Source organism: Deltaproteobacteria bacterium (assembly GCA_020848905.1).
Classification (GTDB): domain Bacteria; phylum Myxococcota_A; class Polyangia.
Window position 1 is genome coordinate 88,195 of sequence record JADLHG010000083.1, and the last position, 23,802, is coordinate 111,996.

A 23,802-nucleotide genomic window follows, 5' to 3' on the forward strand; every position below is an offset into this window, starting at 1 on the left:
GAAAATCAAGCCGCGTTGGCGTCGCCTTCCCGAGGCCCACCGAGGAGCCGCTCGAGGCGTGCCGCGCTGGCGGCGAGGTGGGCGCCGAGCTCTTCGAGGCGAGCTCCCTGCTCGTCGAGCCACCGCTGCAAGAGCTCCGTGCGGCTGGTTTGCGCCGCCAGGTTCGTGTCCAGTCGGGCGATGGCGCGCTCGAAGCTCTTCTTTTCGTGTTTGCGCATCACTTCACCGTACGGGGCCCAGAAGGGAGCGGCAAATTTCCGGACGGCCGGGGCCTCTGTGGAAGGGGGAACCCCATTCGCGCGGACGGTGTGCTAGAGATCGAAAGGGGAGGGACCCGCGGGACGCATGGGAAGCCGAGCCATGACACGCTGGAGCTGTGCGGGGGTCGTCGTTGTGCTCGTCGGGTGTAGTGCCCGGCGGCCTGATTCGGTGGGGCGACCGTGCAGCACTGACGTTCCCTGCGGACCGGGCGCGGTCTGCGACACGCGGCAGGAAGTGTGCGTCCCCGAGGCAGGCGGGTCGCCGGAGCTCGGGGCGACCTGGCGCGACGGGCAGGCGGACCCGTGGCCCGATGGCCCGGTCGTGCGCGCCGATGGGGCGGTCTCCGATCTGTTCGCTGCGGATCGACAGGTGGCGGGGGATGCGGGTTGCACCGGCGGAACGACCCCCTGCGGCACCTTCTGCGTGGACACCCAGAAGGACGCGAAGCACTGCGGCGGTTGCAACAAGTCGTGCGGCGCGAACGGGATCTGCCAGGGAGGGAGCTGCGCCTGCTCGGGGAGCTACCAGAACTGCAACAGCGGGTGGAACGACGGCTGCGAGTGCGCGCCCGGTCAGCAGTGCAGCGGGAGCGCGTGCGTCGGGCCCGACCCCTGCGCGGGCGTGAGCTGCGGCGGGAACGCGACCTGCTCGGGCGGGACCTGCGGGTGCACGGGAGGCTACCGGAACTGCAACGGCGGGTGGGGCGACGGCTGCGAGTGCCCGTCGAACAAGCAGTGCAGCGGAAGCGCGTGCGTCACGCCCGACCCGTGCGCGGGCAAGAACTGCGGCGGCGGCGCGTACTGCTCGAACGGCAACTGCTACTGCAACACGAACTACAAGAACTGCAACGGCGGGTGGAGCGACGGCTGCGAGTGCCCGCCGAGCAAGCAGTGCAGCGGGAGCGCGTGCATCACGCCCGACCCCTGCGCGGGCAAGGTCTGCGGCAGCCGCGCGCACTGCAATCCCGCGACCGGCAACTGCGAGTGCGACGGCGCCCCCTGGACCAACTGCAACGGGAGCTGGAGCGACGGCTGCGAGTGCGGTTACACCTGCGCGGGCGGCTGCGACAGCATCTGCCAGAGCGGCATGTGCAAGTGCCTGGGGATGTGCTGAGGGGCGGAGGGGGGCAGCTTCGTGACAGCCGTCGTGGCTTCCCGTGGGCCCGACGGCGCCGCCAGCCAAGTGAGCAATGGGTTGCTCACTTCTATGCTGTTAGGTGTATAGCGTTTTATCGCTTGACGGCGAGACCGTATAACGCCTACGGTGCGGCTGGACATTCTTCCTGGGGGATTCAATGAAGACGACACCAGGCTCTGGTCTCTGGTCTCTGTCCTGACCTGCGCCGTCGGCTGCGGTGACCAAGGGCCTGCCCTTGAATCGCGCAAGCTGGCCAGCACCAACGCGTGGGTGGCGAAAGACGAGGCGCGCGTCCCGGCCGCGGTTCGACAGCTCGCCTCGCGTCACCTGGGCCCCGAGGAGCACGTGATTCACTCCGTCACCCGCGTCTTTCCAGCGGGGACCGTGCATCGCCTGGTGGTCTTCGACGCTGCCTCGGGGCACACGCGCAAGTTCGACGTCACTGCGAGCGGGCTCCGGACGGAGCACGCCGACTGGGTCCGCTTGGCGAAGGCGGCCGAGCGCCCGCAGCGAGGCGCCCTTTCGGCGGAACTTTATGCGGCGGCGCAAGCGCCGGGGAATGGCGCGCTCGGCGTACGCGTGGTGCACCAGGTTCCGGACCTCGCCCTGCCGCGTCCGACTACAGCGGACGAGGCTGCATGGCGCAGCTATTTCCAGGCGGCGGCTTCGACCATGAGACCCGCGGCGGACGCTGTCGTGAAGGCCATCACCGACGCGGGAGGCCGCGTGCTCTCGCGCGGCGACGGCACTCCTTTCATCGAGGCCGAGCTCACGCGCGGCCAGCTCCTGGGCGCCCTTCGGGATCATCCGATGATCGAGCGCATCGAGCTGAGCAAGCGCACCGAGAAGCCAAAACCGCACGCCTATGTCTCGTCCGTGGACCTGCAGCTGAACACGACCTTTTGGTGGTGGGGTTACAACGGGACGGGGGTCAGGGTGGGAGTGACGGGGGACGACTGTTTGGCCCGAAACACATACCTCTGGTTTCCGCACCAGACGGCGCGCGAGCTGCACGGCTGCTGGAGCGACGCGGACTGCCGGTACCGCTGCGCCGACAGCAAGCTCGGAGAAGAGCTTGAAGGGTTTCCAGCCTGCCACTTTCCCGGGCCGGGTGGCTTCTGTGCCGGAACGCACCAGACCGCGGTCGTGGGCATGATCGGCCACAACGCCGCTGAGATCGCCCTGACGAGGCCGAGGGGGGCGCCGTTCGTGGACATGTACTACGCCAACCGCACGATCGATGGACATAGCGCGAACCTGGACTGGCTCCGGTGGGCCGGTGTGACTGTCGTGAACGAGAGCTGGGGCGATGGAGGGGTAGACCACGCGGCGCAGGACTGGAACGTTCGCTACGGGCTTACGCTGGTCAAGTCGGCGGGCAACTGGGGCGCCTCGGTGGCCGCCGACTGCGTGGCCACGGGGGTGCTGTGCGTGGGCGGCTACGATACGAGCATTCAGTTCATGTTCAATAAGACGTCCTCCCAGAACCCGACCGCCTGCGAGGGGCCTGGAAGTGGCTGCGACCGCGAGGTGCCCGACGTCGCTCTACATGCCAACGGCGTGACGACGACGGATAACGACCTCAGCGGAGGGCTCCGTACGACCTGGGGAACCAGCATGGCCGCGGGAGGGGCCTCGGCGCTGGTGGCCCTGCTTCAGCAAAGGTGGCCGAGTCTCTTTCAATACCGGCCCATGCCCACCCGGGCGGCGCTGCTCGCGTCGTCGTGCAATACCTGGGAAGGAGCCCCCTATAACAGGTGTAGTCATGACGTGGATATTCCGGACTCTGCGAAGTCGTACTCGGACTACCGCTATCCGGACGAGCGGGACGGAGCCGGCGTCCCGAGCGCCGGGCGCATCGCGGACATGGTGACCCGGGGGCGGGTGTTGGCGGAGCAGACCTGGTGGCCGAGCAGCTTCGACCCGCTCCAGCGAACGCGGGTTATCGGACAGTACATGTTCCAGCAGGGAGACCGGGTCCGAGCGGTGCTCGCCTGGGACGGCTGCCCGGGGGCCGGTGCGCACGCGGACCTGGACCTGCGGGTGCTGCGCAACAACTACCAGGTCAACGAGGGGGGAGCGTCCTACGACAACCCCTACGAGATCATCGAGTTCGTGGCGCCGGCTACGGACCTGTATACGTTCAAGGCCAAGTACCACACCTGGAACTCCTGCCCTGGCTGGGGTTACGAGGTGAAGGTGGGCTTCGCGTTCGATGTCGTTCCTCCGGCCTAGGCCCATGCGTCGGGTATCCTGCACGATCCTGCTCCTCGTCTCGGCCTGCGCCACGCGCGAGGCGCCGAGCCCACAGTGGCGTGCCGAGAACTGCACGCTGGAAAAGCTCTGTCACCCGATGGAGCCCACGTACTTCGTCTGCATGGACAAGCCCCCCACGGAGCTTCAGCTGGCGTGCTGTGGCGCCGGGCCTGAGGCATTCACCGGCCTGGACGCGTGCGATCGCACCGGACGCTGCTTCCAGTTCGCGAGCAGGAGCTGCAGCCCCTACGAGTTCGATCGTCCGTGGCCAGACGCTGGACCGCGTGATGCGGGAACCCCGCGGCCGGATAGCGCGCCGCGACCGGATCTGGTGGGGACGCGGCGTGACGCGGGGCCTGCCGACGCAGGGTCCTCGTGGTCGGATTGACGAGCGGACGTTCTAGTACGGACAGAACCCCGACGGCGGCTCGTATAGCAGCCCCTTGAGCGGCACGTCGAAGGCGGCGTAGACGGCCTTCATCTCGGGGAGAAGCTCGCTGGCCGTGGTGTAGCGCAGCTCGACGGTCTTGCACTTCGTGCAGGGCTCGAAATAGAAGACGGGATAGCACTCGTTCCACTGGCCGGTCTTGTGCGGCAGCTTGGAGTAGTCCACCGCCCGGAGCAGCGCGAAGAGGTCGCGAGCATCCTTCGGGTCGAGGGCCAGCTCGCGGTCCCACTTGGCGGTCTGGTGCGGGGTGAGCTGCGAGGTGGCCTTCCAGATCCGGAGGACGCCGGTCCGCAGGAGCTCGATGGCGGGGCCGGTGCCGGCGAAGCCGCCCGGGGCCTGCCAGAGCAGATAGCCCTCGGTCGTGAGCGGTGCGTCGGGCGGGAGCGCATCCACCGGCGTGATGCGCAAGTCGCTCCCGGGAACGGCGAGGCTGTCTCGGCGCAGCAGGGTGTCCGGCTGAGTGCCGCCGTCGTGAGCGCGGGACGCCCCGTCGCCGATTTGCCCATCCACGGTGAGCGCGGCCCGGCCGCCGCAGGCCGACAGGAATAACGCGAGCGCCACGGCAGGCGCCGGCGACACGACCGTCAGTGAATTCGAGGTGCGCATGGGTCCTCCTCCGCGCGCCCAGACTGCAACGGGCGTGCCTTGGGGCGTTCGTCGAGAGTTCGTCACCTTGGCCGCGCGAAGCTGTGTCGCGGCGGGGGAATTGGCACACGAGTGCCTCGGAAACCTGAGGGGGAGCGGCGGGGGTGGGGGGAAAGCGCGGGGGGCGGAGGGAAAGAGCGCGGGCGGCGGTGGGCGCATGCGGGCGGTGGCGGTGCGTCGGGGCACCGGGGAGGATGGCTGGCGACGGGGGGTGGGCGAGAGCGCGGGCGGCGGTGGGCGCACGCGGGCGGTGGCGGTGCGTCGGTGCGGCGGGGAGGGCTTCGTGTGTTTGTGCTTTCTTTGGTCGTGTAAGGAGTTCGCTCTTTGTGTGTACGCGCAAGGACATCGCTTGACGGCAGAGCAGCGCCATGCTAGTATTGGCCTTATTCATGATGGCATGCAAATGCAAATCCTCCTCGGGCGGTGACCGGACTTCGGGCACAGGTGCGCCGGCGGCTTCTGCGAAGCAGCTCCCGTTGCCTATGCGGGAGGCGACGGGGTGGGGTGGGAAGCGCACGGGCGCGGGGCGGAAGAAGCAGCCGGGGAGCGGCCTGCCGCATCGGGCGCGACCGCTTCTCGCCAGCCGGTTTCCGGTGCACGTGACGATGAAGGTGGTGGAGGGGCTACCGAACCTGCGGAGCAAGAAGCAGCTACGCGCGATCGAACACGCGTTCGTGAAGTCGGCGGGGCGGTTCGGCATGAACCTGGCGCACTACTCGATCCAGAAGAATCACCTGCACCTGGTGACGGAGGCGAAGGACCGAGAGGTGTTGATGAAGGGCCTGCGCGCGCTGGCGATCCGCCTCGCGCACGCGCTGAACCGCACGGTGGGCCGCAGGGGACGGGTCTTTCGGGACCGCTACCACCAGCACATCCTGAAGACGCCGAGCGAGGTGAAGGCGGCGCTCTCGTACGTGCTTCAAAATCGACGCAAGCATAGCGTTGCGCGGGGCAAGCGGGTTCCGCGACGCGACCTGGACGCGTGCAGCTCGGCGCGCTACTTCACCGGGTGGAAGGACCTGACGCCGCTTCCCCCCGACGGAGACCCGCCGGTGCTGGAACCGCGAACCTGGCTGCTCAAGACCGGCTGGAAGCTGCGGGGGCTGATTCCTACGAGCGTGGTGCCGGGGACGTAGGCCGGGTCCGAATCCCCGCGCCGCCGCGCCGCCGCGCCGCCGCGCGTGCGCCGGGGCGCTAGTGCAGAAACCGGAACTGCTCGAGCCGGCGCAACCCGTCGAAGCGGCGCTCGCCGGCGAAGAGCTCGGCGGTGCGCTCGGGGTCGGTGGCGAAGGCGCGCTCGAGGAGGGCGGCGGCGTCGGTGTGCCGCTCCTGCGTGGCGTAGAGGGTGGCCAGGTTGTAGAGGGCATTGAGATAGGTGGGGTCTAGCTCGAGGGCCCGAAGCAGGCACTCTTCGCCGCGCTCGGCGTTGCCGCTGCAGACGTAGGCCAGGCCCAGGCTGCTGAATGTGCGCGCGCAGGGGCCGGCGAGCTCGAGCTCCTCGAGGAGCAGGGCGACGGCGCGGTCCAGCTCGCCGAGCTCGCCGAGGACGTTGGCCAGCGCGACGCGGCCCTGCGGATACTCGGGGTCCACCTCGAGCAGGCGCTCGAAGAGCTCGGCCGCCTCGCGCCTTTGGCCGAGCTCGTGGAGGGTACTCGCCAGGTTGTAGTAGGCCGCGGGGCTCGACGGGTCGCGTGCGAGCGCCTGCCGGTAGGCCTCGAGCGACCTCTCGGTGCGACCGAGCCGGCCCAGCACCACGCCGAGGTTCACGTAGGGACCCGCCCACTCGGGGTCCAGATCGGCGGCGCGCTTGAAGCAGAAGACCGCGCGCTCGTCCTCGCCGTTCTCGCTCAGCGCGACCCCCTCGCAGTTGAAGGTTCTCGCGAGGCCGGCGCGGGCGAGCTCGTCGGTCGGCGCGTGATCGAGGGCCCGCGCGAAGGCGTCGCGCGCCTCGGGGAGGGCCCCCTCCTCGAGCAGGAGCTCGCCGCGAATGATCTGCAGCGCCACGGCCTCCGGCTGGCGAGATAGCACCTGGTGCACCACGCCGAAGGCCTCCTCGCGCCGTCCCTGATGCAGCCCCAGGATGCGCGCGAGCAGCGCGGCCGCCGCGACGCTCGATGGCTTGAGCTGCCGCACCCGCTGGAGCAGAGATTCGGCGTCGTCGAAGCGGTCCTGCCGCAGCCGCTCGCGGGCCAGGGCGAGGAGCACGTCGGGTTCGTCGGGGTTCAGCGCGAGCGCCTGCTCGAACGCCTTCGCGGCCTCCGCGGTCTCGCCGTCGCGCAGGTGGCGCAACCCGCGGTGGAAGTGCCGGCGCCAGGGTGGGCCGAGTGGCACGACCTTTCTCGATTCCTTACTCATGGGGCCAGTGAGCCATGCGGCGGCGCGCCCAACGTAACATTCCGTGGATCGGCCGGTCAATCGACCCGGAGGCCCATCTCCGACGGTGTGCGTAAGGATCCGCGCGGTGTTCGGGGTGCCGGGCATTTTCGGGGCTCGCGCCTCCCGTGATATGATGGCCCGGAATCCATGTCGCCCAAGCCGAGAGCCGGAGCCTTCCGTGGGCTTGCGCCGTACGAGGAGGACGAGGCGAGCCTGCTGTTCGGGCGCGAGAGCGAGCGCACGCAGCTGCTCGAGCTCGTCCGGCACCGAGGCGTCGGAACGATCCTGCTGACCGGCGAGGTGGCCTCGGGCAAGACCTCTCTCTTGCGGGCCGGGGTCTATCCGGCCGCGCTGGCCGCGGGCTTCTCGCCCATCTACCTCGAGCTGGGGTTCAACCTCGAGCAGCAGTTCGGACAGGGCCTGGCCCGGCTCGTCGGTCGTCCCATCGGTCCCGACGAGAGCGCTCCGGCGGTCCTCGCCGACCACGTGCAGCGGCAGCAGGGGGGCGCCGCGCTCCTCCTGCTCGATCACGTCGAGCTGCTGCTCTGGATGGAGGAGCCCGAGGTCCAGGCGATCCGGCAGTTCCTGAACACCCTCGAGCGGTCGGGGGCGGTCAAGCTCGTCGTCACCGTGGATCGCGGCAATCTGCACGCGCTCGCGAAGCTGGCCGAGGGGCTCGCGGCGATCCCTGCGGCGCACACGGTGACGCTCGGGCGCTGGAACAAGGAGCGCGTGGCGCAGGTGCTCGAGCAGACGGTGCTCGCCGGCGGCGGCTACATGGAGGCCGGGCTGCCCGAGGTGATCGCCCAGGAGCTCTGCGCGGCGGGGCCGGTCCTCCCCGCGGCGATACAGGTGGTCGGACACGCCGCGGTCCTGCACCGCATCACCCGCCCGAAGGCCTTCAGCCGGGTGGGCGGCGCCACCGCGCTGTCGGCTTTCTACGTCGAGCAGCTCGCGGGGCGCGCCGGGGCCTGGCGCGCGCGTCGAGTCCTCGCGGTGCTCTCCGAGCAACCGAACCCGCGCCTGCGCCTCGCGCTCACCGAGATCGCGCGGGGCGCCGGACTGCCGAAGGCCGTCACCACGCGGCTGCTCGCGGGCCTCGAGGAGCAGGGGCTCGTGCGGAGCTGCGTCGAGGGAGGGGCGGGGCTCACCCCCGGCGGCAACGGTAACGGCAACGGCGTCGGGTACACGATCCTCCATCCGTACCTGCGGCAGCCGATCCGCGACTTCGTGGCGCCGGTCCTGCGCGGGCGCGCGCGCGCCAAGCTGGCGCTGCGACGACGCCTGCACGCGAAGCAGCTCCTGCGACCGCAAGAGCTCCTGCAGGTGGCGAGCTACCTCGGCAACGCGCTCGACGATCAGGAGCGGACGCGCGTCCAGAGGAGCGTTCGCGTCTGGTCGGTGGTGGCGGCGGTGCTCCTCGCCATCCCGCTCTGCGCGGTGGCGGGGCTCTACGTGGCGCTCTCGTCGTCGGTGTACCTGCACACGGCTCCCGGCGTGCCGGGGCTCGAACGGGTCGTGCTGAGGCGAGGACGCCCCTCTCTGCGGCCGGCGGCGGCGCTCTTTCCCGGGCAGTTTGACGGGGTCGAGATGGATACGGGCCTCGCGCTCGGCTCGGTACCCGCGGCGCTGGCCGAGCAGGTGCGCTCGCGCGTCATCGTGGGCCCGCTCAAGGACGATCCCGCGACCGCGGTGCCGGACTGGTTCGCGCGTCTCGCGGAGCCCCTCGCCCCCGCACGTCGGGCCGCGCTTCTGCTCCTCGCGGGAGACGCGGCAGCGGGTCAGCAGCTCCTGCTCGCGGCGGTGAAGCAGCCGGCCGAGCGGCGGCAGGCGGTCGAGGTGGCGGCGCTCCTCTCGACGAACGACGAGCTGACGCGCTCGGTGCTGGTGCAGGGGCTGGCCGATGCGCGGCCCGTGGTGCGGCGCGCGGTCGTGGAGCGCGCGAGCCGCCTGCCCACCGTGGCCGCGGTGTCGGTGCTCAAGGCGGGGGCCACGGATGCCGACAGCCAGGTGCGCCTCGCGGCCCTGCGGTCGCTCAGGCGCCTCGGTTCGGCGCACGCGCTTCCGGTCGTCGCACTGCGACTCACCGACGCCGACGGGCGCGTGCAGCACGAGGCCCTGATGCAGCTCAGGGACGCGGCCCCGGAGCAGCCGCTCGACGTGCTCGAGATCCTCCTCGGTCTGACGGGGAGGGCGGACCAGCAGCGGCTCGCGCCCATCGCGCCGACGCTGGAGCGGCTCCAGCGCGACCTGGCGCGCAAGACGCCGCGCAAGCTGGCCGAACGCGTGGCCTCGCGCCTCGAGAGCCAGGCGGGTGGTCTTCAGCGCGCCGCGCTGCTCGAGTGGCTCGTGGCGGTAGCCGACCGCGTGAAGCCCGAGGCGATCCTCCCGGCGATCAAGCGGCTGATGCGGGATAAGGACCCGGCCGTGCGCGCCGCGGCCACGAGCCTCTTCGCCCGCTTCGGCGACCCCGAGACGGCCATGGCGCTGCTCCAGGAGCTCGCGCGGACGCGCCTGCCGCGCGGCGAGGCGACGCTCATGCGCCGGGCTGCGGCCATCGGGCTCGGCCTGGTGCCGCGGCCGCTCGACAAGACGCGGTGGGACCTGTTGAAGGGGATGATCAAGGATCGGGACGTGACGGTCCGCGCCGCGGCCGTAGAGTCCCTCCTGCGCGTCGGCGCGGTGGGTCTGGCCGAGGTGGCGCGCGCCATGCGGCAGGGGCCTCCGGACCTGGCGCAGGCCGCGCTGGCCCAGGTGTGCGGGCACCAGGAGCCCAACGCCCGGGTCGCCACCACGCTCCTCGCCGCGGCGTGGAAGATCAAGCGTGCGAAGCTTCGCGAGCAGGCCCTCGGTTGCGCGCAGTCGCTCGCGCAGGCCAGCCCGCGGCTCGGCATGTGGCTCGCCGACCAGGCAGCGCTCGACAAGGACCGCGAGGTGAAGCGCGCCGGCGCGGCCGCGGCGGCGCTCGCGCTGCAGAAGGGGGGCAAGAAGTTCCTCCGGCTGGCCCGGCTCTACCTGCGGGACGACGATCCGCAGCTTCGCACGGCGATGCTGCAGGAGCTGGCCCGCAGGCCGCCCCCCGGTGCTTCCTTTCTCTATGAGCTCGTCGAGCGGCTGGTCAAGGACCCGAGCCCCGCGGTGCGTACCGCGCTGAGTCCGGTGCTCGTGCTCGCAGCGCCCTCACCCGCGGTGGCGGTGCGGCAGCTCATCCCGCTCTTGCAGGACCCGGACGCGAAGGTCTGGCGGGCGGCGCTCGAGGCGGCGGGGACCCTCTCTCCGGGCGGCGCCGTGGCGGAGCTCGACCAGCCCGTGGCGCAGGCGGTCGCGCGCGGAGGCAAGGACGAGGCGTTGCTGGCGCTGCAGGTCGCGCGGCGCCTCGGCCTGGCGGGACCGCTCGGCCGGGCTGCGGCGCACCCCATCGCGGCGGTCCGGACGGCGGCCGTCGGGGCGGTGACTCCGTCGGGAGACCGGCGTGCGGCGCTCGGGCTCCTGGACGCGGCGCTGCGCGAGAGCGACCTCGCGCCGCGTCTCGCCGCGCTGCGGGCTGCGGCCGAGCAGAGCGCCGACCTCGGTGCGGCGGTGGTCCCGCTGCTCTGGCGCAGCACCTTCGCCCGCGAGCCGTCGGAACGCTGGGCGGCCTTCGAGGCGCTCGGGAAGGTGCGCGGCAAGGGGGTGGTCGAGGCCGTGCGCTTTCTGCTCGAGGGGGCGGGGGACCCGAGCGAGGAGCGGCGCCGCATGGCCATCACCGCGCTCGGTGCGCTGGCCTTCGAGGAACCGAGCGCCGCACCCGCGCTGATCGGCGGAGCCCTCGACGGAGCGAGCGACGTCCGCACGGCGGCGCAGGCGGCGCTGGCCCGCTACCTCGGCCGCTACTGCCCCGAGGAGGAGCTCTGGCGCCTTCTTTCGGGGAGCGGTCGCGACGCGCTCGCGCGACGTACCGTGGTGCTGGCGCTGGCCTGGCGAGGTCGGCGCGAGGGAGGGGACGCGCTCGCCCGGCGCGCCAAGGCGCTCGGTCCCGCGGAGCCGCTGGTCGTGCGCATGGGCGCCCGGCTGGCGCTGGCCCTCGCTCGCAGCAGCGATCCCCCCGAGGGGGTGGTGGCCTGGCTTTTCGGCTGGTAGAACCGGAGGCGACATGACGACCCATACCGACCGTATCGTGCTCCACGTCTCCGGGGCGGACCGTCCTGGCGTCACCTCCCGCCTCACCGAGATCATCGCCGAGGAGAGCGCCACGCTCGTGAACATCGGCCAGTCCGCCATGCACGGCTACCTGATGCTCTCGACGATCATCGACATCCCCCCCGACTCGCACGCCCTGCGCCGCATCCTGGTAGCCGTCTCGGAGCTCGGCCTGCGCCTCGAGGTGAGCCCGCTGCGCGACGTGGCGGCGGCCAGCACCGAGGCGCGCGGGCCGGCGATCTGCGTCACCGTGCTCGGCGCGCTCGGTAACGGGCACGCGGTGGCTGCCATCACCCGCTTCATCGCCAGCCGGGAGATGAACATCCTCGACATCCGCACGCTCAGCGAGGACGAGCTGAACGGCCTCGAGCTGATCGCGGATCTGGCGCCCGGACGGGCCTACACCGAGGGGCAGCTCGCCGCGCTGCGGGGAGAGATCCTGGCCCTCGGAGCCGAGCTCGAGGCCGACATCGCCGTGCAGCGCGACGACATCTTCCGTCGAAGCAAGCGGCTCGTCTGCATGGACGTGGATTCGACCTTCGTGCAGGCCGAGCTGATCGACGAGCTCGCCGCGCTCGCGGGCTGCAAGGAGCCGGTGGCGAAGATCACCGAGCGCGCCATGCGCGGGGAGCTGGACTTCAAGCAGGCGCTCGCGCAGCGCGTGGCGCTGCTCAAGGGGCTCCCCATGGAGTCGGCCGAGAAGCGCGCCTCGGAGGTGGCCATGACGCCCGGAGCGCAGAACTTCGCCCGCGTGCTGAAGAGCCTCGGGTTCCGCGTGGGCCTCGTGAGCGGCGGCTTCGACTTCTTCGTCGACGAGCTCAAGACGCGCTTCGGTCTAGACTTCGCGTTTGCCAACGAGCTCGAGGTGGTGGACGGACGACTGACCGGCCGCGTGCAGGGTTCGATCGTCGATGCGGAGCGCAAGGGGCAGATCGTCAAGGACATGGCCAAGGTCTACAAGTGCCGCCTCGAGCAGACCGTGGCCATCGGCGACGGCGCGAACGACATGCTGATGCTGCAGACCGCGGGCCTCGGCATCGCCTTCCGCGCGAAGCCCAAGCTCCAAGCCGTAGCCGACATGAGTCTGAACTACCACGAGCGCATCGACACGCTGCTCTTTCTGATGGGCTTTACCGCCCGCGAGCTGCGGACCCTCTCGCTGGCCTGAGGGCGCGACCGAGGGCGTGACCCCGGTGGCCGAGGGGGCCCCGGCTCCGGGACCCCCGATTACTGGATCGCGTCCCCCCGGCGCACTACGATTGCAGCATGCAGCGTGCGTGCGCCCTGGCCCTCGTCCCGACCCTTCTGTCCTTCGCGCGTAGCGGCTCGGCCGCCGAGAATCCCACTCTCGACGCGCTCTACGCCAAGGAGTACGCGACCAAGCTCAAGCCTTACACGCCGAAGAAGTTCCCCGACCGGGGGCTCAAGGACGACCTCGGCGAGAAGGGGCGGCGCGCGCGCGGCTACTACCTGACGGCCTACTGGCTGGCGAAGTTCGGCGCCGAGCGGGCGGCGAAGGCCATGAAGGCCGCGCATATGAACGCAGTGGTCTTCGACGTGAAGGACGACTGGGGAAGCGTGCACTGGGCGAGCGAGGTCCCCCTCGCCAAGCGCGTGCAGAGCAAGGTCTTCAAGGACCTGGGCGCCGTGGTGAAGACCTTTCACGAGCACGGCATCTACGTCATCGTGCGCATGGTCTGCTTCAAGGACAGCCGCCTTCCCGTGAAGCGCCCGGACCTCGCGGTGCGGACCGGCAAGGGAGGCGCGCAGCTCTATCGCAGCCGCGGCGCGGGCTGGGTGGACGTCTATTCCGCCGAACTGCAGGACTACCTCGTGGAGCTGTCGGTCGAGCTCGAGGGCCTCGGCGTCGACGAGATCCAGTACGACTACATCCGGTTTCCTCACGACTCCGAGGGGGGCGCGGGACAGTGGCTGCACCAGGACAAGCGCACGCGCGAGCAGGTGGTCGCGGGCTTTCTCGAGAAGCTGGACCGGGCGCTCAAGATCCCCATCTCCGTGGACATCTTCGGCCTCACGACCTGGGTGGACGGCGATCCGCGGCGCATCGGACAGACGGTGGAGGTGATGGCGCGCTACGTGGAGGCGCTCTCGCCGATGATGTACGCCAACGGGATGCACACCTATTTCCCCGGGGGACAGGCGACCGAGGGGGTCTACGAGCTCATCCACTGCGGCCTCTGGCGCGCGCGGCGCCGGGTGCCGGGCGTGGTGCTCCGGCCGTACCTGCAGGCCTACCCCGACGGCGTGCGCTCCTTCTGGGGCGCGACCTTCATCCACAAGCAGCTCGAGGCCGCGCGCAAGGCGGGGATCGACGGCTTCCTCTTCTGGAACTCGTCGATGAAGAACGGCGTGAGCTACCGCGCGCTGAAGCAGCTCGGTCTGGCGGCAATCGATGAGCTCGGCGCGCGCCCCGAGGACCACCTGAAGCCCGAGAACTGGCCGCGGGGACGCTGGTGCAAGAAGGCCGACCTGGTGAAGGCGCTCCCTCAGGGCGGAGCCGGCGGGTCGAGCGGAGGGGGTGGGCCCGGGAAGCAGGCGGGGCAGTGAGCGCGGGGGTGAGGCGGCGAGGAGTGCGGGGCGTGACGGTGGAACGATACTGGGCTATCGTAAGCTGCATGCTGGGTATCATGCTTCTATCTACGGCCGCCGGGGCGGCGCCCCCCGAGGCGCCGGCCGACCCGCTGCCGGGGGCGTACGGGGCGTTTCGCGGGGACGTGCGGTCGCGCCGCTTTCACCGCGCCGGGTGCAAGCACTTCCGCTGTCCCCACTGCACAGCCGTCTTCAAGTCGGTGGACGAGGCGCTGGAGGCGGGCTATCGACCCTGCCCGCGCTGTCGGCCGCTGCGCAAGATCGCCTCGTCGGCGCTCGGCGTCGGGACGAAGAGTCCCGAGCGGGTCTGTCAGCGGCACCGCGACTGCGAGCTCGTCCCCGTGGGCGAGCCCTGCGCGTGCGTGCCGTGCGCGTCGGTCTCGTATCGCGCGGTGAACAAGGGGACCGCGGCGCAGGTGCGGGCCCAGCACGCCGCGGCGCGCTGCAAGAAGCGCTGCCGGTGCAAGCCGAAGCGGCTCGGCGTGAAGGCGCTCTGCGTGGCGGGGCAGTGCACGGCGCAGTAGCGATAGGGGGCGCGGGGCGCTACGGGACGAGCGCGGGGCGCTACGGGACGAGCGCGGGGCGTTCGGCGGCGGCGGGCTTCGCGAGCTCCACCTTCTTCACGGAGGAGGAGACGCGCGTCCCCGCCGCCAGAGCATACGGCCGCTGTGCGACGAGCTGCTCGACGAGGAGCTGCTCCTCGAGCACCGAGATCGGCCGCCCCAGCCGCTGACGCACGAGGTCTTCTGGGACGAGCCCCGAGGCGAAGAGCTCGCGCTTGGCCAGGTACGAGCCCTTGGCGAGGACCTTGCGGGCGTGGGCCCGGTCGTGCACGCGCCAGTGGCTGAGAGCGCGCTTCAGCAGCAGGCGCTCGCCGTTGTAGAGGTCCGGCGTGGCGAGCCGCTCCTCGAGCACCACGGCGGGGACCATCCCGCGCTCGACGAGCGCCTTCTTTTCGCCGTAGGTGCCGCCGAGGACCACGCGGCGCGCCTCCTCGACGGTGCAGATCGTGGCCGGCAGGGCCTTCTCGAGCGCCGTCCGATCCACGTAGGTCAGGCGTTGCCCGCGCGCCTCGAGCGCTTGCGCGGCGATGGCGGGCGTGACGTAGCCGAAGGCGATGAGGCGGGTCAGGTTGCGCGTGCTCAGGCTGCCGCGCACCACGAACTCCTCGGGCGCGATGGCTCCCGAGAGCACGGCGAGAAAGGCGTCGTCGGGGCGGCGGCGGGCTCCGCGAAGCTGGCGCTTGGCGGCCTCCGCCGTCGGGACCCCCTTCTCGTAGAAGGCGGTCCGCTCGCGCAGGTAGCGGCGGACGGCGCGCGCGGCCTCGCTCGTCAGCGGCACCTCGGGGGTGGCGGCCTGCAGGCGTTCGAAGGCCTGCGTGAGCAGGTCTTGCAGCGGCGCTCCCCCGGCCTTCACGGCGGCGCGAGAGACCCGCGTCGGCGAGAGCGCGTCGTTTCGCTGCGTGAGGTTCTTCCCGTCGGTGGTGAGGACCTGCAGCACACCGTCGTGGCGCGCGGCGCTCAGCTCCGCGACGTGCTTCGGGCTGCCGCTCGCGAGGGCGAGCAGGTGGCGCGCGGCGGTGACGAGCGGGTTTGCCTTGCGGCCCCGCTTCGCGGCGTCCGTCGCGGCCTGCCCGTCGATCGAGAGGAGCGTCCCGTTGGCGCCGAAGCGCAGGGTCTGCTGCCCTTCGGGGGTCGTGGCTCGCACCCAGCCCTCCTTGGCGTTCGCGCGCAGGTGGAGCACGCCCTCGACGGCGTGACCCCCCTTGAGGAGCGCCCGTTCCGCGGCCCGCGAGGCGGCGGTGACGGTCTTTCCGTCGGCGGCGAAGGCCGGGGCGGCGAGCGGCAGCGTGAGCGAGAAGAGCGTCGCGCGCGCCAGACGGCGCAGCCAGCGGGGCGTGAAGGTCATGGGGTTCTCCTCTCGGGCCTCGGGCGGCGAGGACCTCGGGAGAGGACCGTTCGCAAGTCGTGTGCCAGGGCCGCGGGTGCGCTCGTGGCCTCCGGCTCCAGCGATCCCGGGGTGTTGGTGCGGTGGGGCGTACTGTGGGCGCTCCCGTCGGCGGCCACTACCGCCGCTTCACGGCTGCTGTACTGACCACCGCCGAGGTGGGGGTGAGCTCGCGGGACCTTGGGCCCAGGTTGTGCCGGTCACGGGCTCTGACGTAGGCTGGGCGCGATGCGCGCCGTGGTGTTCGATCGCTATGGGGGTCCCGAAGAGCTTCATCTGGCCGAGCTGCCGTCGCCCGTGCCCCGGGCAGGGGAAGCGCTGATCCGCGTCGAGGCCGCGGGGGTGAACCCCGTGGACTGGAAGCTCCGGCAGGGGCGGCTGCGCTTCGTGCGTCCCATGCGCGCTCCGCGGCTCGTGGGGCTTGACCTCGCCGGGACCATCGAGGCCGTCGGTCCGGGGGTGACGGGGTTCGGGCCGGGGACGCCTGTGGTGGCCGTCGCGAGCGCGTACCGCATCGGGGCCTACGCCGAGTTCGTGGTGCGACAGGCGAAGACGCTCGTCGTGCGACCGGAGGGGCTCACGGCCGTCGAGGCTGCGGCGATGCCCACCGCGGGAGTGACGGCGCTCCAGGCCCTGCGCTCCGCGCGACTCCCGACGACGGATGCGGCGGTGTTGATCGTGGGGGCCTCGGGGGGCGTCGGCACCTACGCGGTGCAGATCGCGCGGGCCCAGGGTGCGCGCGTGACGGCGATGTGCAGCGAGCGGAACGCCGCCCTCGTGCGCGAGCTCGGGGCCGACGACGTGGTGGCCTACGACACCGGCGCTCGACCACCCGAGGGACGATTCGACGCCGTGCTCGACGCGGTGGACGTGATGCCCTTCCGCGAGGCCAAGCGGTACCTGCGTCGGGGGGGCCGGCTGGTGAACGTGTCGAGCGGGCCGGGGAGCGTGGTCAGGCTCTTCGAGGCGGCGGCGTCGCTCGTGGCGGGAGAGCACAAGCGCATGCGGCCCCTGATCCTCCTCGACGCCGACGTGGAGGACCTGCGACAGCTCGTCTCGCTCTGGCAGCAAGGGCGCCTGCGGTCGGTCGTCGAGCAGGTCTTTCCGCTCGAGCAGGCCGCGGAGGCGCACCGTCGCAGCGAGACCCACCGCGTGGTGGGAAAGCTGGTCCTGCGCGTGGGCTCGTAGCGGTCGTCGCGACGTGACAACCCCGCCCGACAAGATCCTTCCCGCGGAGCTGGCCGGCGGGCGCTACGAGGTGCGCGCATTCCTCGGCGCCGGCGCGCAGGCCTCGGTCTACAGGGCGTTCGACCGCCTGCACGGGCGCGAGGTGGTGGTGAAGGCGCTCGCGCCGGGAGTGGAAGACGCGGCGGCCCGCGAGCACGACGCGCTGGCCCGTCTATCCCACCCGAACCTCGTGGAGCTCGTGGACGTGCTCGAGGTCGAGGGGCGGCCCTTGCTCGTCGAGACTTTCGCACCGGGGCCGGATTTCTGCGCCTGGGCGGCGGAGACTCCGGGGCCGGCGCGGATGGCCCTGGGCGCTGCGGCGGCCCTTCGCGGGCTCGAGGCGCTCCACCTCGCTGGAGCGGTGCATCGCGACCTCAAGCCCGACGCGCTGCGCGTGGGACCCGGGACGATCGGCCTCCTCCCCGCGGTCCGGCTGCTCGATTTCGGCCTCTGCAGCTTCGCCCCCGTAGCGGAGACCGTCGGCACGCTGGGCTTCGCCTCGCCCGAGACGCTGGCCGGCGATCCCGCGACCGCCGCGTCCGATCTATACAGCCTCGGCGCGGTGCTCCATGCGGCGTGCTTCGGGCGTCCTCCGGGTGGGCTAGGCGATGACGACGCGGCGACGGTCCCCGCGTACCCCGCGGCGCCCGCGCTGCGCGAGCTCGTCGTAGATCTGCTGCGGACCCGGCCCTCGGCGCGGCCCGGCGCGGCCGCCGTGCGCGCGGCTCTGAGCGAGGTGGCCGGGCGCTCTCTCGAGCTGACCGTCGAGGAGCTCGCGGGCGACTACTTCCCCGCGGCGCCGCTCGTCGGGCGCGAGGCGGAGCTGCGTCGTCTCGCACAGGCCCTCGAGGAGGCGCGTCGAGGGGCCGCGTCGGGGCTCCAGCTCTTCGGAGCCGGGGCCACGACCCTCGCGCGCTGGGCCTGCGGACGCGCGCGACTCCTCGGGCTCGAGGTGCTCGTTCCGTCGGGGCCTGAGAGCCTGCTCGTCTCGAGAGGTGGCGGAGCTCCGGCGCCCGAGCGGCTCGTAACCGACGCGGTGGATGTCCTGCTGGCCCGCGCGGCGCAACGCCCGCTCGTGGTCTGTCTGGCCGGCTGGTCGTTCGACGAGCCGGTGGCCGCGGCGTTCCTCGGACAGCTCGCGCGCTCGCTCGGCTTGCCCGGGGCGCGCGGCTGCCTGCTCCTCTGCTGCGGCGAGATCCCCGCAGGGCAGGCGGGTGCGATGGAGCCCTTCTGGCTCCGCCCGCTCGAGGCCGAGGAGGTGCTGCGCGCGGCGCGCTACATGCTCGCCGGGCGACGCGACCCGGCGTGGCTCGAGCAGCTCCCCGACCGCAGCGGTGGCGACCCTCGACGCGTGGTGGAGCTGGTGCGCGCTCAGGTGGAGGCCGGCCTGCCCGAGCGGCTGGTAGGCGGAGAGTCCCTCGAGCTGCTCACCGAACGGCGGTTTCGCGCCCTCGGCCCCCACGAACGGCGCTCGCTCGGCGTGCTCGCTTTGCCCGGGCGGCCGGTCCCCGCCGGCGTGCTGCTGCGCCTCGAGAGTCTCGGAGGGGCTGCGCTGCAGGCTCTCTTCCGTCGGGGAGCCGCGCTGCCCGCGGGGGACGGTGCGTGGCGCCCGGCCGACCCCGAGCTGGGCGAACGGGCGAGCCTCGCGCTCGACGAGTCGACCCGCCGCGCGGCCCATCGGCGCTTCCTGCTCGCGTGGAGAGAGGAAGGGACGGGCGACGCCCTCGCGCTCGCGCGGCATCTCCTCGGGCTCGGGGACCCGCGGCGCGCTGCGGAGCTGCTTCTCGAGTCCCCCGCCGTACCGTCGCGCGAGCTCGCGGCGGTGGCTGCGGCCCTCGACCCGGCGGACGAGCTGCGGGCGCGGCTCGAGGAGCGGCAGGCGCGAGCGGCGCGGGCCGGAGGGCGGCTCGAGGAGGGGTTGGCCCTCGCGCGCGCGCTGGCCCTTCGCGCGCCGAAAGCGGGGGCGCTGCTCGAGGCCGAGCTCCTGCTCGATGCGGGGCAGCCGCGTCCGGCGCTGGCGGCGCTCGAGGGGGTCGGCGAGCGAGGTGCAGCGGGGGCGGTGCTCGCCGCCCGCGCCGCGTTTCTCCTCGGGGAGCACGCGCGAGCCACGGCCGAGGCCGAGGCGGGCCTGCTGGAGGCGAGCGCCGACGAGAGGACGCAGCTCCTCCTCGAGAACCTGGTGGGCCTCGCATGCGTCTACACCGGGGAGGTGGCGCGGGGCGAGGCGCGGCTGCGCGCCGCTCTCGCGCGGGCCCGGGAGCTCGCGTTGCGGGATGCCGAGCCGCTGACCCGGCTGCTCAACTCGATGGGCATCGCGCTGCAGCGGCAAGGGCGGCTCGAGGAGGCGGCGGAGGTCTACCGCGAGGGGCTCGAGCAGGCCCGAGCGCTCGGCGACTTGCGCTTCGCGGCCTCGAGCGCGCTGAACCTCGGCACGATCAGCGAACGGTTGCTCGCTTTCGGCGAGGCGCTCCAGGCGTACACGCGGGCGGCGCTCCTCGCGCGCCGTGCAGGGGCGCTCACCACCGCCGCCACCGCGGCGGCCAACGAAGGAAATCTCCGGCTCGGACTCGGCGACCTGTCAGGGGCGGAGGCGAAGCTCGACGAGGCGGTCGCGCTGGCCGAGACGGTCGGGGGTGGGGCGACGCTCGGTCACGCCCTGCTTTACCGCGCCGAGCTGCGGCTGGCGCGCGGCGAGCGCGCGCGGGCGGAGGGTGAGCTCCGTCGGGCGCGGGCCTCCGGCGCCGATGGGGACGCGGCGCTCGCATTTGCGGCGACGCTCCTCGAGGGCGAGCTCGAGCTGCGCGGGCGGCGTTCGCAGCGGGCGCGGGAGCTCGGCCAGACCCTCGTGGCGCGCGTGCAGGTCGAGGACCCGGACGCGTGGCGCGCGCACCTGCTGCTCGGTCGCGCGCAGCTGGCTCTCGCCGAGCGGCCGAGCGATGCGGCGATCCAGCAGCTGGAGCTCGCTCTCGCCGCCGCCCGTCCGCACGCCGGGGAGCGACGCTTCGAGGTGCACGCCGAGCTCGCACGGGCCTTCGCCGCGCGGGCCGAGGAACTGACGGCGCGCTTTCACGCCGGCGAGGCGACGAGGCTGCTCGACGGACTGCGCGACCGCGTTCCCCCCGAGTTGCGCGAGCTCTTCGACCGCCGCGACGAGGTACGCGGAGCGCGGGCCGTCGCCGCGGAGCTGCCCCCGCTCGCCCCCTCGGATGCGGGTCCCACACCAGCGCAGCTCCTGCGCCTGCTCGAGCTCAACACCGAGCTCAACCAGAGACTCTCGCTCGAGCAGCTCCTCACGCGGATCCTGGACTGCGCCATCGAGCTCACCGGGGCCGAGCGGGGCTTCGTGCTCCTCGGGGACCCCGACCGGCTGCGCGTGGCGGCCGGTCGTAACGTGGATCAGGAGGCGCTCCGCTCCGGGGTGAAGAAGTTCAGTCGCACCATCGCGCGGCTGGCCATGACCGAGGGGCGCCCCGTCGTGGCGGCCGACGCGATGGAGGACGAGCGCCTGGGTCAGCAGCTCAGCATCCACGGGCTCAAGCTGCGCGCGGTGCTCTGCGTCCCCCTGCGGGCCGGGCGAGAAGCGCGCGGCGCGCTCTACGTGGACAATCGCTTCCGGCCGCGGGCCTTCGACCAGGTGCACGTGACGCTGGTGGAGGCCTTCGCCGAGCAGGCCGGCATCGCCCTCGAGACGGCGCGCCTGCTCGAGGATTCGGCGCGGCACCGCGAGCTCCTCGGGCAGGCCAAGGCCGAACTCGAGACGCTGAACCAGCGCCTGGAAGCGCAGGTCGTGCAGCAGGCGCAGGAGCTGAGCGAGATCTCGGTGCGCCTCCGCAGCCAGGAAGAGGAGCTCGTGCGCCGCTTCAACGCGGCCAAGCTCGTCGGTCGATCCAAGGTCATGCGGGAGCTGTTCCTCCAGATCGATCGCGTGGCGCAGGCGGACGTGCCGGTGCTCATCTGGGGGGAGAGCGGCACGGGTAAGGAGCTCGTGGCGCGTGCGATTCACTACACGAGTCCGCGCAAGGCGCATCCCTTCGTCAGCCTCAACTGCGGGGCCATCCCCCCCACGCTCCTCGAGAGCGAGCTCTTCGGGCACAGCCGCGGCGCGTTCACCGGCGCCCTCCGCGACCGGCCGGGTCTCTTCGAGGTGGCGGGGCGGGGGACGCTCTTTCTCGACGAGGTGGGGGACATGCCGGCCGAAATGCAGGTCAAGTTGCTGCGCATCCTGCAGGAGGGGGCCTTCCGTCGCGTCGGCGAGGAGCACGAGCGCAAGAGCCACTGCCGGGTGCTCTCCGCGAGCCTCCATCGCCTCGAGGAGCTGGTGGCGAAGGGACGCTTTCGCGAGGATCTCTACTATCGGCTGAACGTGGTGCAGCTCGCGGTGCCGGCGCTGCGCGAGCGTCGGGAGGACATCCCGCTGCTGGTAGACCACATCCTCGCGGGGCTGCCTCGCAAGGTGAAGGTTTCGCCGCGGGCGCTGGCCGCGCTCGTGGATTTCGACTGGCCCGGCAACGTGCGTCAGCTCGAGAACGAGCTACAGCGCTCCGCCCTGCTCGCCGACGAGACGATCGAGGTCGGGTCGCTCTCGCCGGCTTTGCGGCGCGCCGACCCGGGTCCGTCGAAGGGGGGAGCATCGCGGGCGGCGGGGCTCGCGGACGCGCTGCGCGGCCACGAACGCCAGCTCATCCAGCAAGCCCTCCGCGAGACGAACTACCACGTGACGGAGGCGGCGGAGCGCCTGGGCCTGCACCGCGTGGTGCTGCACCGGAAGATGCGCGCGCTCGGTATCCGGCGGCCCGGACGCCGGGTTCAGCCGGGGTCCCCGGAATGAAACAATGACGATACGGACGTGCCACGCATGTAACATATATGCTACGCACGTCCCGTTTGTGTCCATGAAACGTAACGGCTTTTATGCCGATCTGCTGGCACCCGACTTGCTGCCCTCCGGGGTTGAATGAGCTCGTGCGCGCATCTCCGGGGTAGAGGTTCCTTGGGCCTGGGCCTGGCTCTCGGCCTGGCCTTGCTCTGCGGATGCAACCCTGCCGATCCCGATCCGGACCCGAACAAGCACGGCATCCCACAACCGGACCCCATCCCGAACGCCAGGCTCATCGGGGGCACGGGGCTGGCGCCGGGAGACGAGACGACGATCGATCTCTTGGGTCGGCCGGGCGCGGTCGCCGGGCCCGGCGTCGTGGAGGTGCGCGGCAAGCTGGGGATCAGGACCGCGCAGGCGTCCCTCCGCGGCGCCTTCCTCGTCGGTGTGCGGGTGCTCGAAGGGGAGCTCCTCGAGATCCGGTACAAGACCTCCGCGCCGGTGACGTTCCTGGTCCGTCCGATGCCGATCATGGCGCCGCCGGGCCCCGACCCCCTCATGACCGAGCCGCCCATCTCCCGACCCGCGGGCGGTCAGGTGACGATCCGTGGACGCGCGACCGCCGGCGCGACGCTCCTGGCGGTGAATACCCGCACCACGGACATGGCCTTCGCCACGGCCGCCGCCTCGGGCGCGTTCCAGCTCGTCTTGCCGGCCCAAACGGGCGACGAGGTGCGGGTCTACGGCGAAGGCGAGCCCTTGAGCCCGCCCTGGATTCTGACCGTTCCCTAAGCTCGAAAGCCACCTCGGCGCTCCCAGGTCCGCTTCGGCCTCCACCGGGGCCGCTCGGGTGCGCGTTCCACTGCGCCACCCCGACCCGCCTCATGAAATGCGTGGGTATGTAACGAATTAGCAATACATGCACAGTAAAGTAGCAAATATGATACATAATGCGCGCCCTATCGCTCGAAAAGACTAACAAATATTGGCACCGTTCCTGCTCTACGGTCGGGGGAGAACGGCTTCGCGTCGGAGGGACGCCGAGCCTTTCCCCGAGACCCGGTAGCGAAGGAGCAAGGCCATGAAAACGACGAATTTGAGACGGGCCCTCGCGGCCCTGGTGGGACTCAGCTGGCTCGCGGGAGCCTGCGGTGACGGGGGAGAGCCAGAGGTCGGCGACCGCGGGGCGGTCTATACGCAGGAGCAGCTCAAGACGGACGGCACCAATTCGTGCCGCGGGCTGTGCGGCAAGAAGGCGCCCGCCGGATGTTGGTGCGACGCGAAGTGCGTCCTCTACGGGGACTGCTGTCCGGACAAGGCCGCGGCGTGTGACGGGGCCAAGAAGTGCGGGCCCTGGCTGGGAGGTGATTGCGCCGGGGGCGAGGTGTGCGACCGGAAATCCTGCGGCATCGGCGGCGGCGGGGTATGCGTGAAGCAGCCCAAGGCCGACCAGTGCGGCGAGTTCTTCTTCCTCCCCGCCAAGCCGGTCTGCGGCTGCGATGGCAAAACCTACGGCAACAACTGCGAGCGCCTCGCCGCGGGGGCGGCCCTCGACCACGCGGGTGCGTGCAAGCCCACGCCCGGCCCCGCGCCGACGCCCGCCCCGACGCCGGCGCCCAATCCGGCGCCCAATCCGACGCCCAATCCGACGCCCAATCCGACGCCCAATCCGACGCCGGCGCCCGGTCCGACGCCTCCCCCCACTCCGAAGAAGTGCGGTCCCTGGCTCGGGGGGCTGTGCGCGGCGGGCGAGCTCTGCAACATCACCTCGTGCGGCATCGGCGCCGGAGGAACGTGTGTGAAGCAGCCCACGGCCGATCAGTGCGTGGAGTTCTTCTACCTGCCGGCCAAGCCGGTCTGCGGCTGCGACGGCAAGACCTACGGGAGCGACTGCCAGCGG

At 71.8% G+C, this 23,802-nt stretch carries 15 protein-coding genes and 1 pseudogene; 12 read left to right on the forward strand and 4 right to left on the reverse strand.

Annotated elements, in window-relative coordinates; genetic code table 11:
- Nucleotides 1–5: 5 nt before the first annotated feature.
- Nucleotides 6–218: a hypothetical protein gene (locus IT371_31220; GenBank protein ID MCC6752164.1), complete on the reverse strand. Its 213-nt coding sequence runs from the start codon at nt 216–218 to the stop codon at nt 6–8.
- Nucleotides 219–360: 142 nt separating this feature from the next.
- Between IT371_31220 and IT371_31225 the strand changes: the two genes are divergently transcribed.
- The 3 genes from IT371_31225 to IT371_31235 all read left to right on the forward strand — a co-directional run bounded on the left by IT371_31225 (nt 361) and on the right by IT371_31235 (nt 4,042).
- Nucleotides 361–1,374: a hypothetical protein gene (locus IT371_31225; GenBank protein MCC6752165.1), complete on the forward strand. Its 1,014-nt coding sequence runs from the start codon at nt 361–363 to the stop codon at nt 1,372–1,374.
- 294 nt (nt 1,375–1,668) lie between these two features.
- Nucleotides 1,669–3,633, forward strand: coding sequence for a S8/S53 family peptidase (locus IT371_31230; GenBank protein MCC6752166.1), 1,965 nt, complete (start codon nt 1,669–1,671; stop codon nt 3,631–3,633).
- 4 nt (nt 3,634–3,637) lie between these two features.
- Nucleotides 3,638–4,042 carry a hypothetical protein gene (locus IT371_31235; protein MCC6752167.1) on the forward strand — a complete coding sequence of 135 codons (405 nt, stop codon included), beginning with the start codon at nt 3,638–3,640 and terminating at the stop codon, nt 4,040–4,042.
- A 12-nt stretch (nt 4,043–4,054) separates the two neighbouring features.
- On the opposite strand, the gene IT371_31240 is transcribed toward IT371_31235, so the two are convergent.
- A complete protein-coding gene (locus IT371_31240; protein MCC6752168.1) occupies nt 4,055–4,708 on the reverse strand; it encodes a hypothetical protein in 654 nt (217 codons plus the stop codon).
- A gap of 521 nt (nt 4,709–5,229) precedes the next feature.
- On the opposite strand from IT371_31240, the gene IT371_31245 reads away from it, so the two are divergent.
- On the forward strand, nt 5,230–5,883 hold the full coding sequence (locus IT371_31245; protein ID MCC6752169.1) for a hypothetical protein: 654 nt from the start codon (nt 5,230–5,232) through the stop codon (nt 5,881–5,883).
- A gap of 58 nt (nt 5,884–5,941) precedes the next feature.
- Here the strand turns inward: IT371_31245 and IT371_31250 are convergent, their stop codons facing one another.
- Nucleotides 5,942–7,078: a tetratricopeptide repeat protein gene (locus IT371_31250; protein MCC6752170.1), complete on the reverse strand. Its 1,137-nt coding sequence runs from the start codon at nt 7,076–7,078 to the stop codon at nt 5,942–5,944.
- Nucleotides 7,079–7,270: 192 nt separating this feature from the next.
- On the opposite strand from IT371_31250, the gene IT371_31255 reads away from it, so the two are divergent.
- The 4 genes from IT371_31255 to IT371_31270 all read left to right on the forward strand — a co-directional run bounded on the left by IT371_31255 (nt 7,271) and on the right by IT371_31270 (nt 14,436).
- Nucleotides 7,271–11,242 (forward strand): HEAT repeat domain-containing protein, encoded by a 3,972-nt coding sequence (locus IT371_31255; protein ID MCC6752171.1) that lies wholly within the window; start codon nt 7,271–7,273, stop codon nt 11,240–11,242.
- A gap of 13 nt (nt 11,243–11,255) precedes the next feature.
- A complete protein-coding gene (gene serB, locus IT371_31260; GenBank protein ID MCC6752172.1) occupies nt 11,256–12,470 on the forward strand; it encodes a phosphoserine phosphatase SerB in 1,215 nt (404 codons plus the stop codon).
- A gap of 98 nt (nt 12,471–12,568) precedes the next feature.
- Nucleotides 12,569–13,870: a hypothetical protein gene (locus IT371_31265; GenBank protein ID MCC6752173.1), complete on the forward strand. Its 1,302-nt coding sequence runs from the start codon at nt 12,569–12,571 to the stop codon at nt 13,868–13,870.
- 68 nt (nt 13,871–13,938) lie between these two features.
- Nucleotides 13,939–14,436 (forward strand): hypothetical protein, encoded by a 498-nt coding sequence (locus IT371_31270; protein ID MCC6752174.1) that lies wholly within the window; start codon nt 13,939–13,941, stop codon nt 14,434–14,436.
- 40 nt (nt 14,437–14,476) lie between these two features.
- On the opposite strand, the gene IT371_31275 is transcribed toward IT371_31270, so the two are convergent.
- On the reverse strand, nt 14,477–15,820 hold the full coding sequence (locus tag IT371_31275) for a hypothetical protein (GenBank protein ID MCC6752175.1): 1,344 nt from the start codon (nt 15,818–15,820) through the stop codon (nt 14,477–14,479).
- 267 nt (nt 15,821–16,087) lie between these two features.
- Between IT371_31275 and IT371_31280 the strand changes: the two genes are divergently transcribed.
- The 4 genes and pseudogenes from IT371_31280 (at nt 16,088) to IT371_31295 (ending at nt 23,481) form a co-directional block, all read left to right on the forward strand.
- On the forward strand, nt 16,088–17,047 hold the full coding sequence (locus IT371_31280) for an NAD(P)-dependent alcohol dehydrogenase (GenBank protein ID MCC6752176.1): 960 nt from the start codon (nt 16,088–16,090) through the stop codon (nt 17,045–17,047).
- 13 nt (nt 17,048–17,060) lie between these two features.
- Nucleotides 17,061–21,914, forward strand: a complete 4,854-nt coding sequence (locus IT371_31285; protein ID MCC6752177.1) for a sigma 54-interacting transcriptional regulator — start codon at nt 17,061–17,063, stop codon at nt 21,912–21,914.
- Nucleotides 21,915–22,076: 162 nt separating this feature from the next.
- Nucleotides 22,077–22,694, forward strand: a complete 618-nt coding sequence (locus tag IT371_31290) for a hypothetical protein (protein ID MCC6752178.1) — start codon at nt 22,077–22,079, stop codon at nt 22,692–22,694.
- 289 nt (nt 22,695–22,983) lie between these two features.
- Nucleotides 22,984–23,481 (forward strand): annotated as a pseudogene (locus IT371_31295) (hypothetical protein).
- Nucleotides 23,482–23,802: the final 321 nt, after the last annotated feature.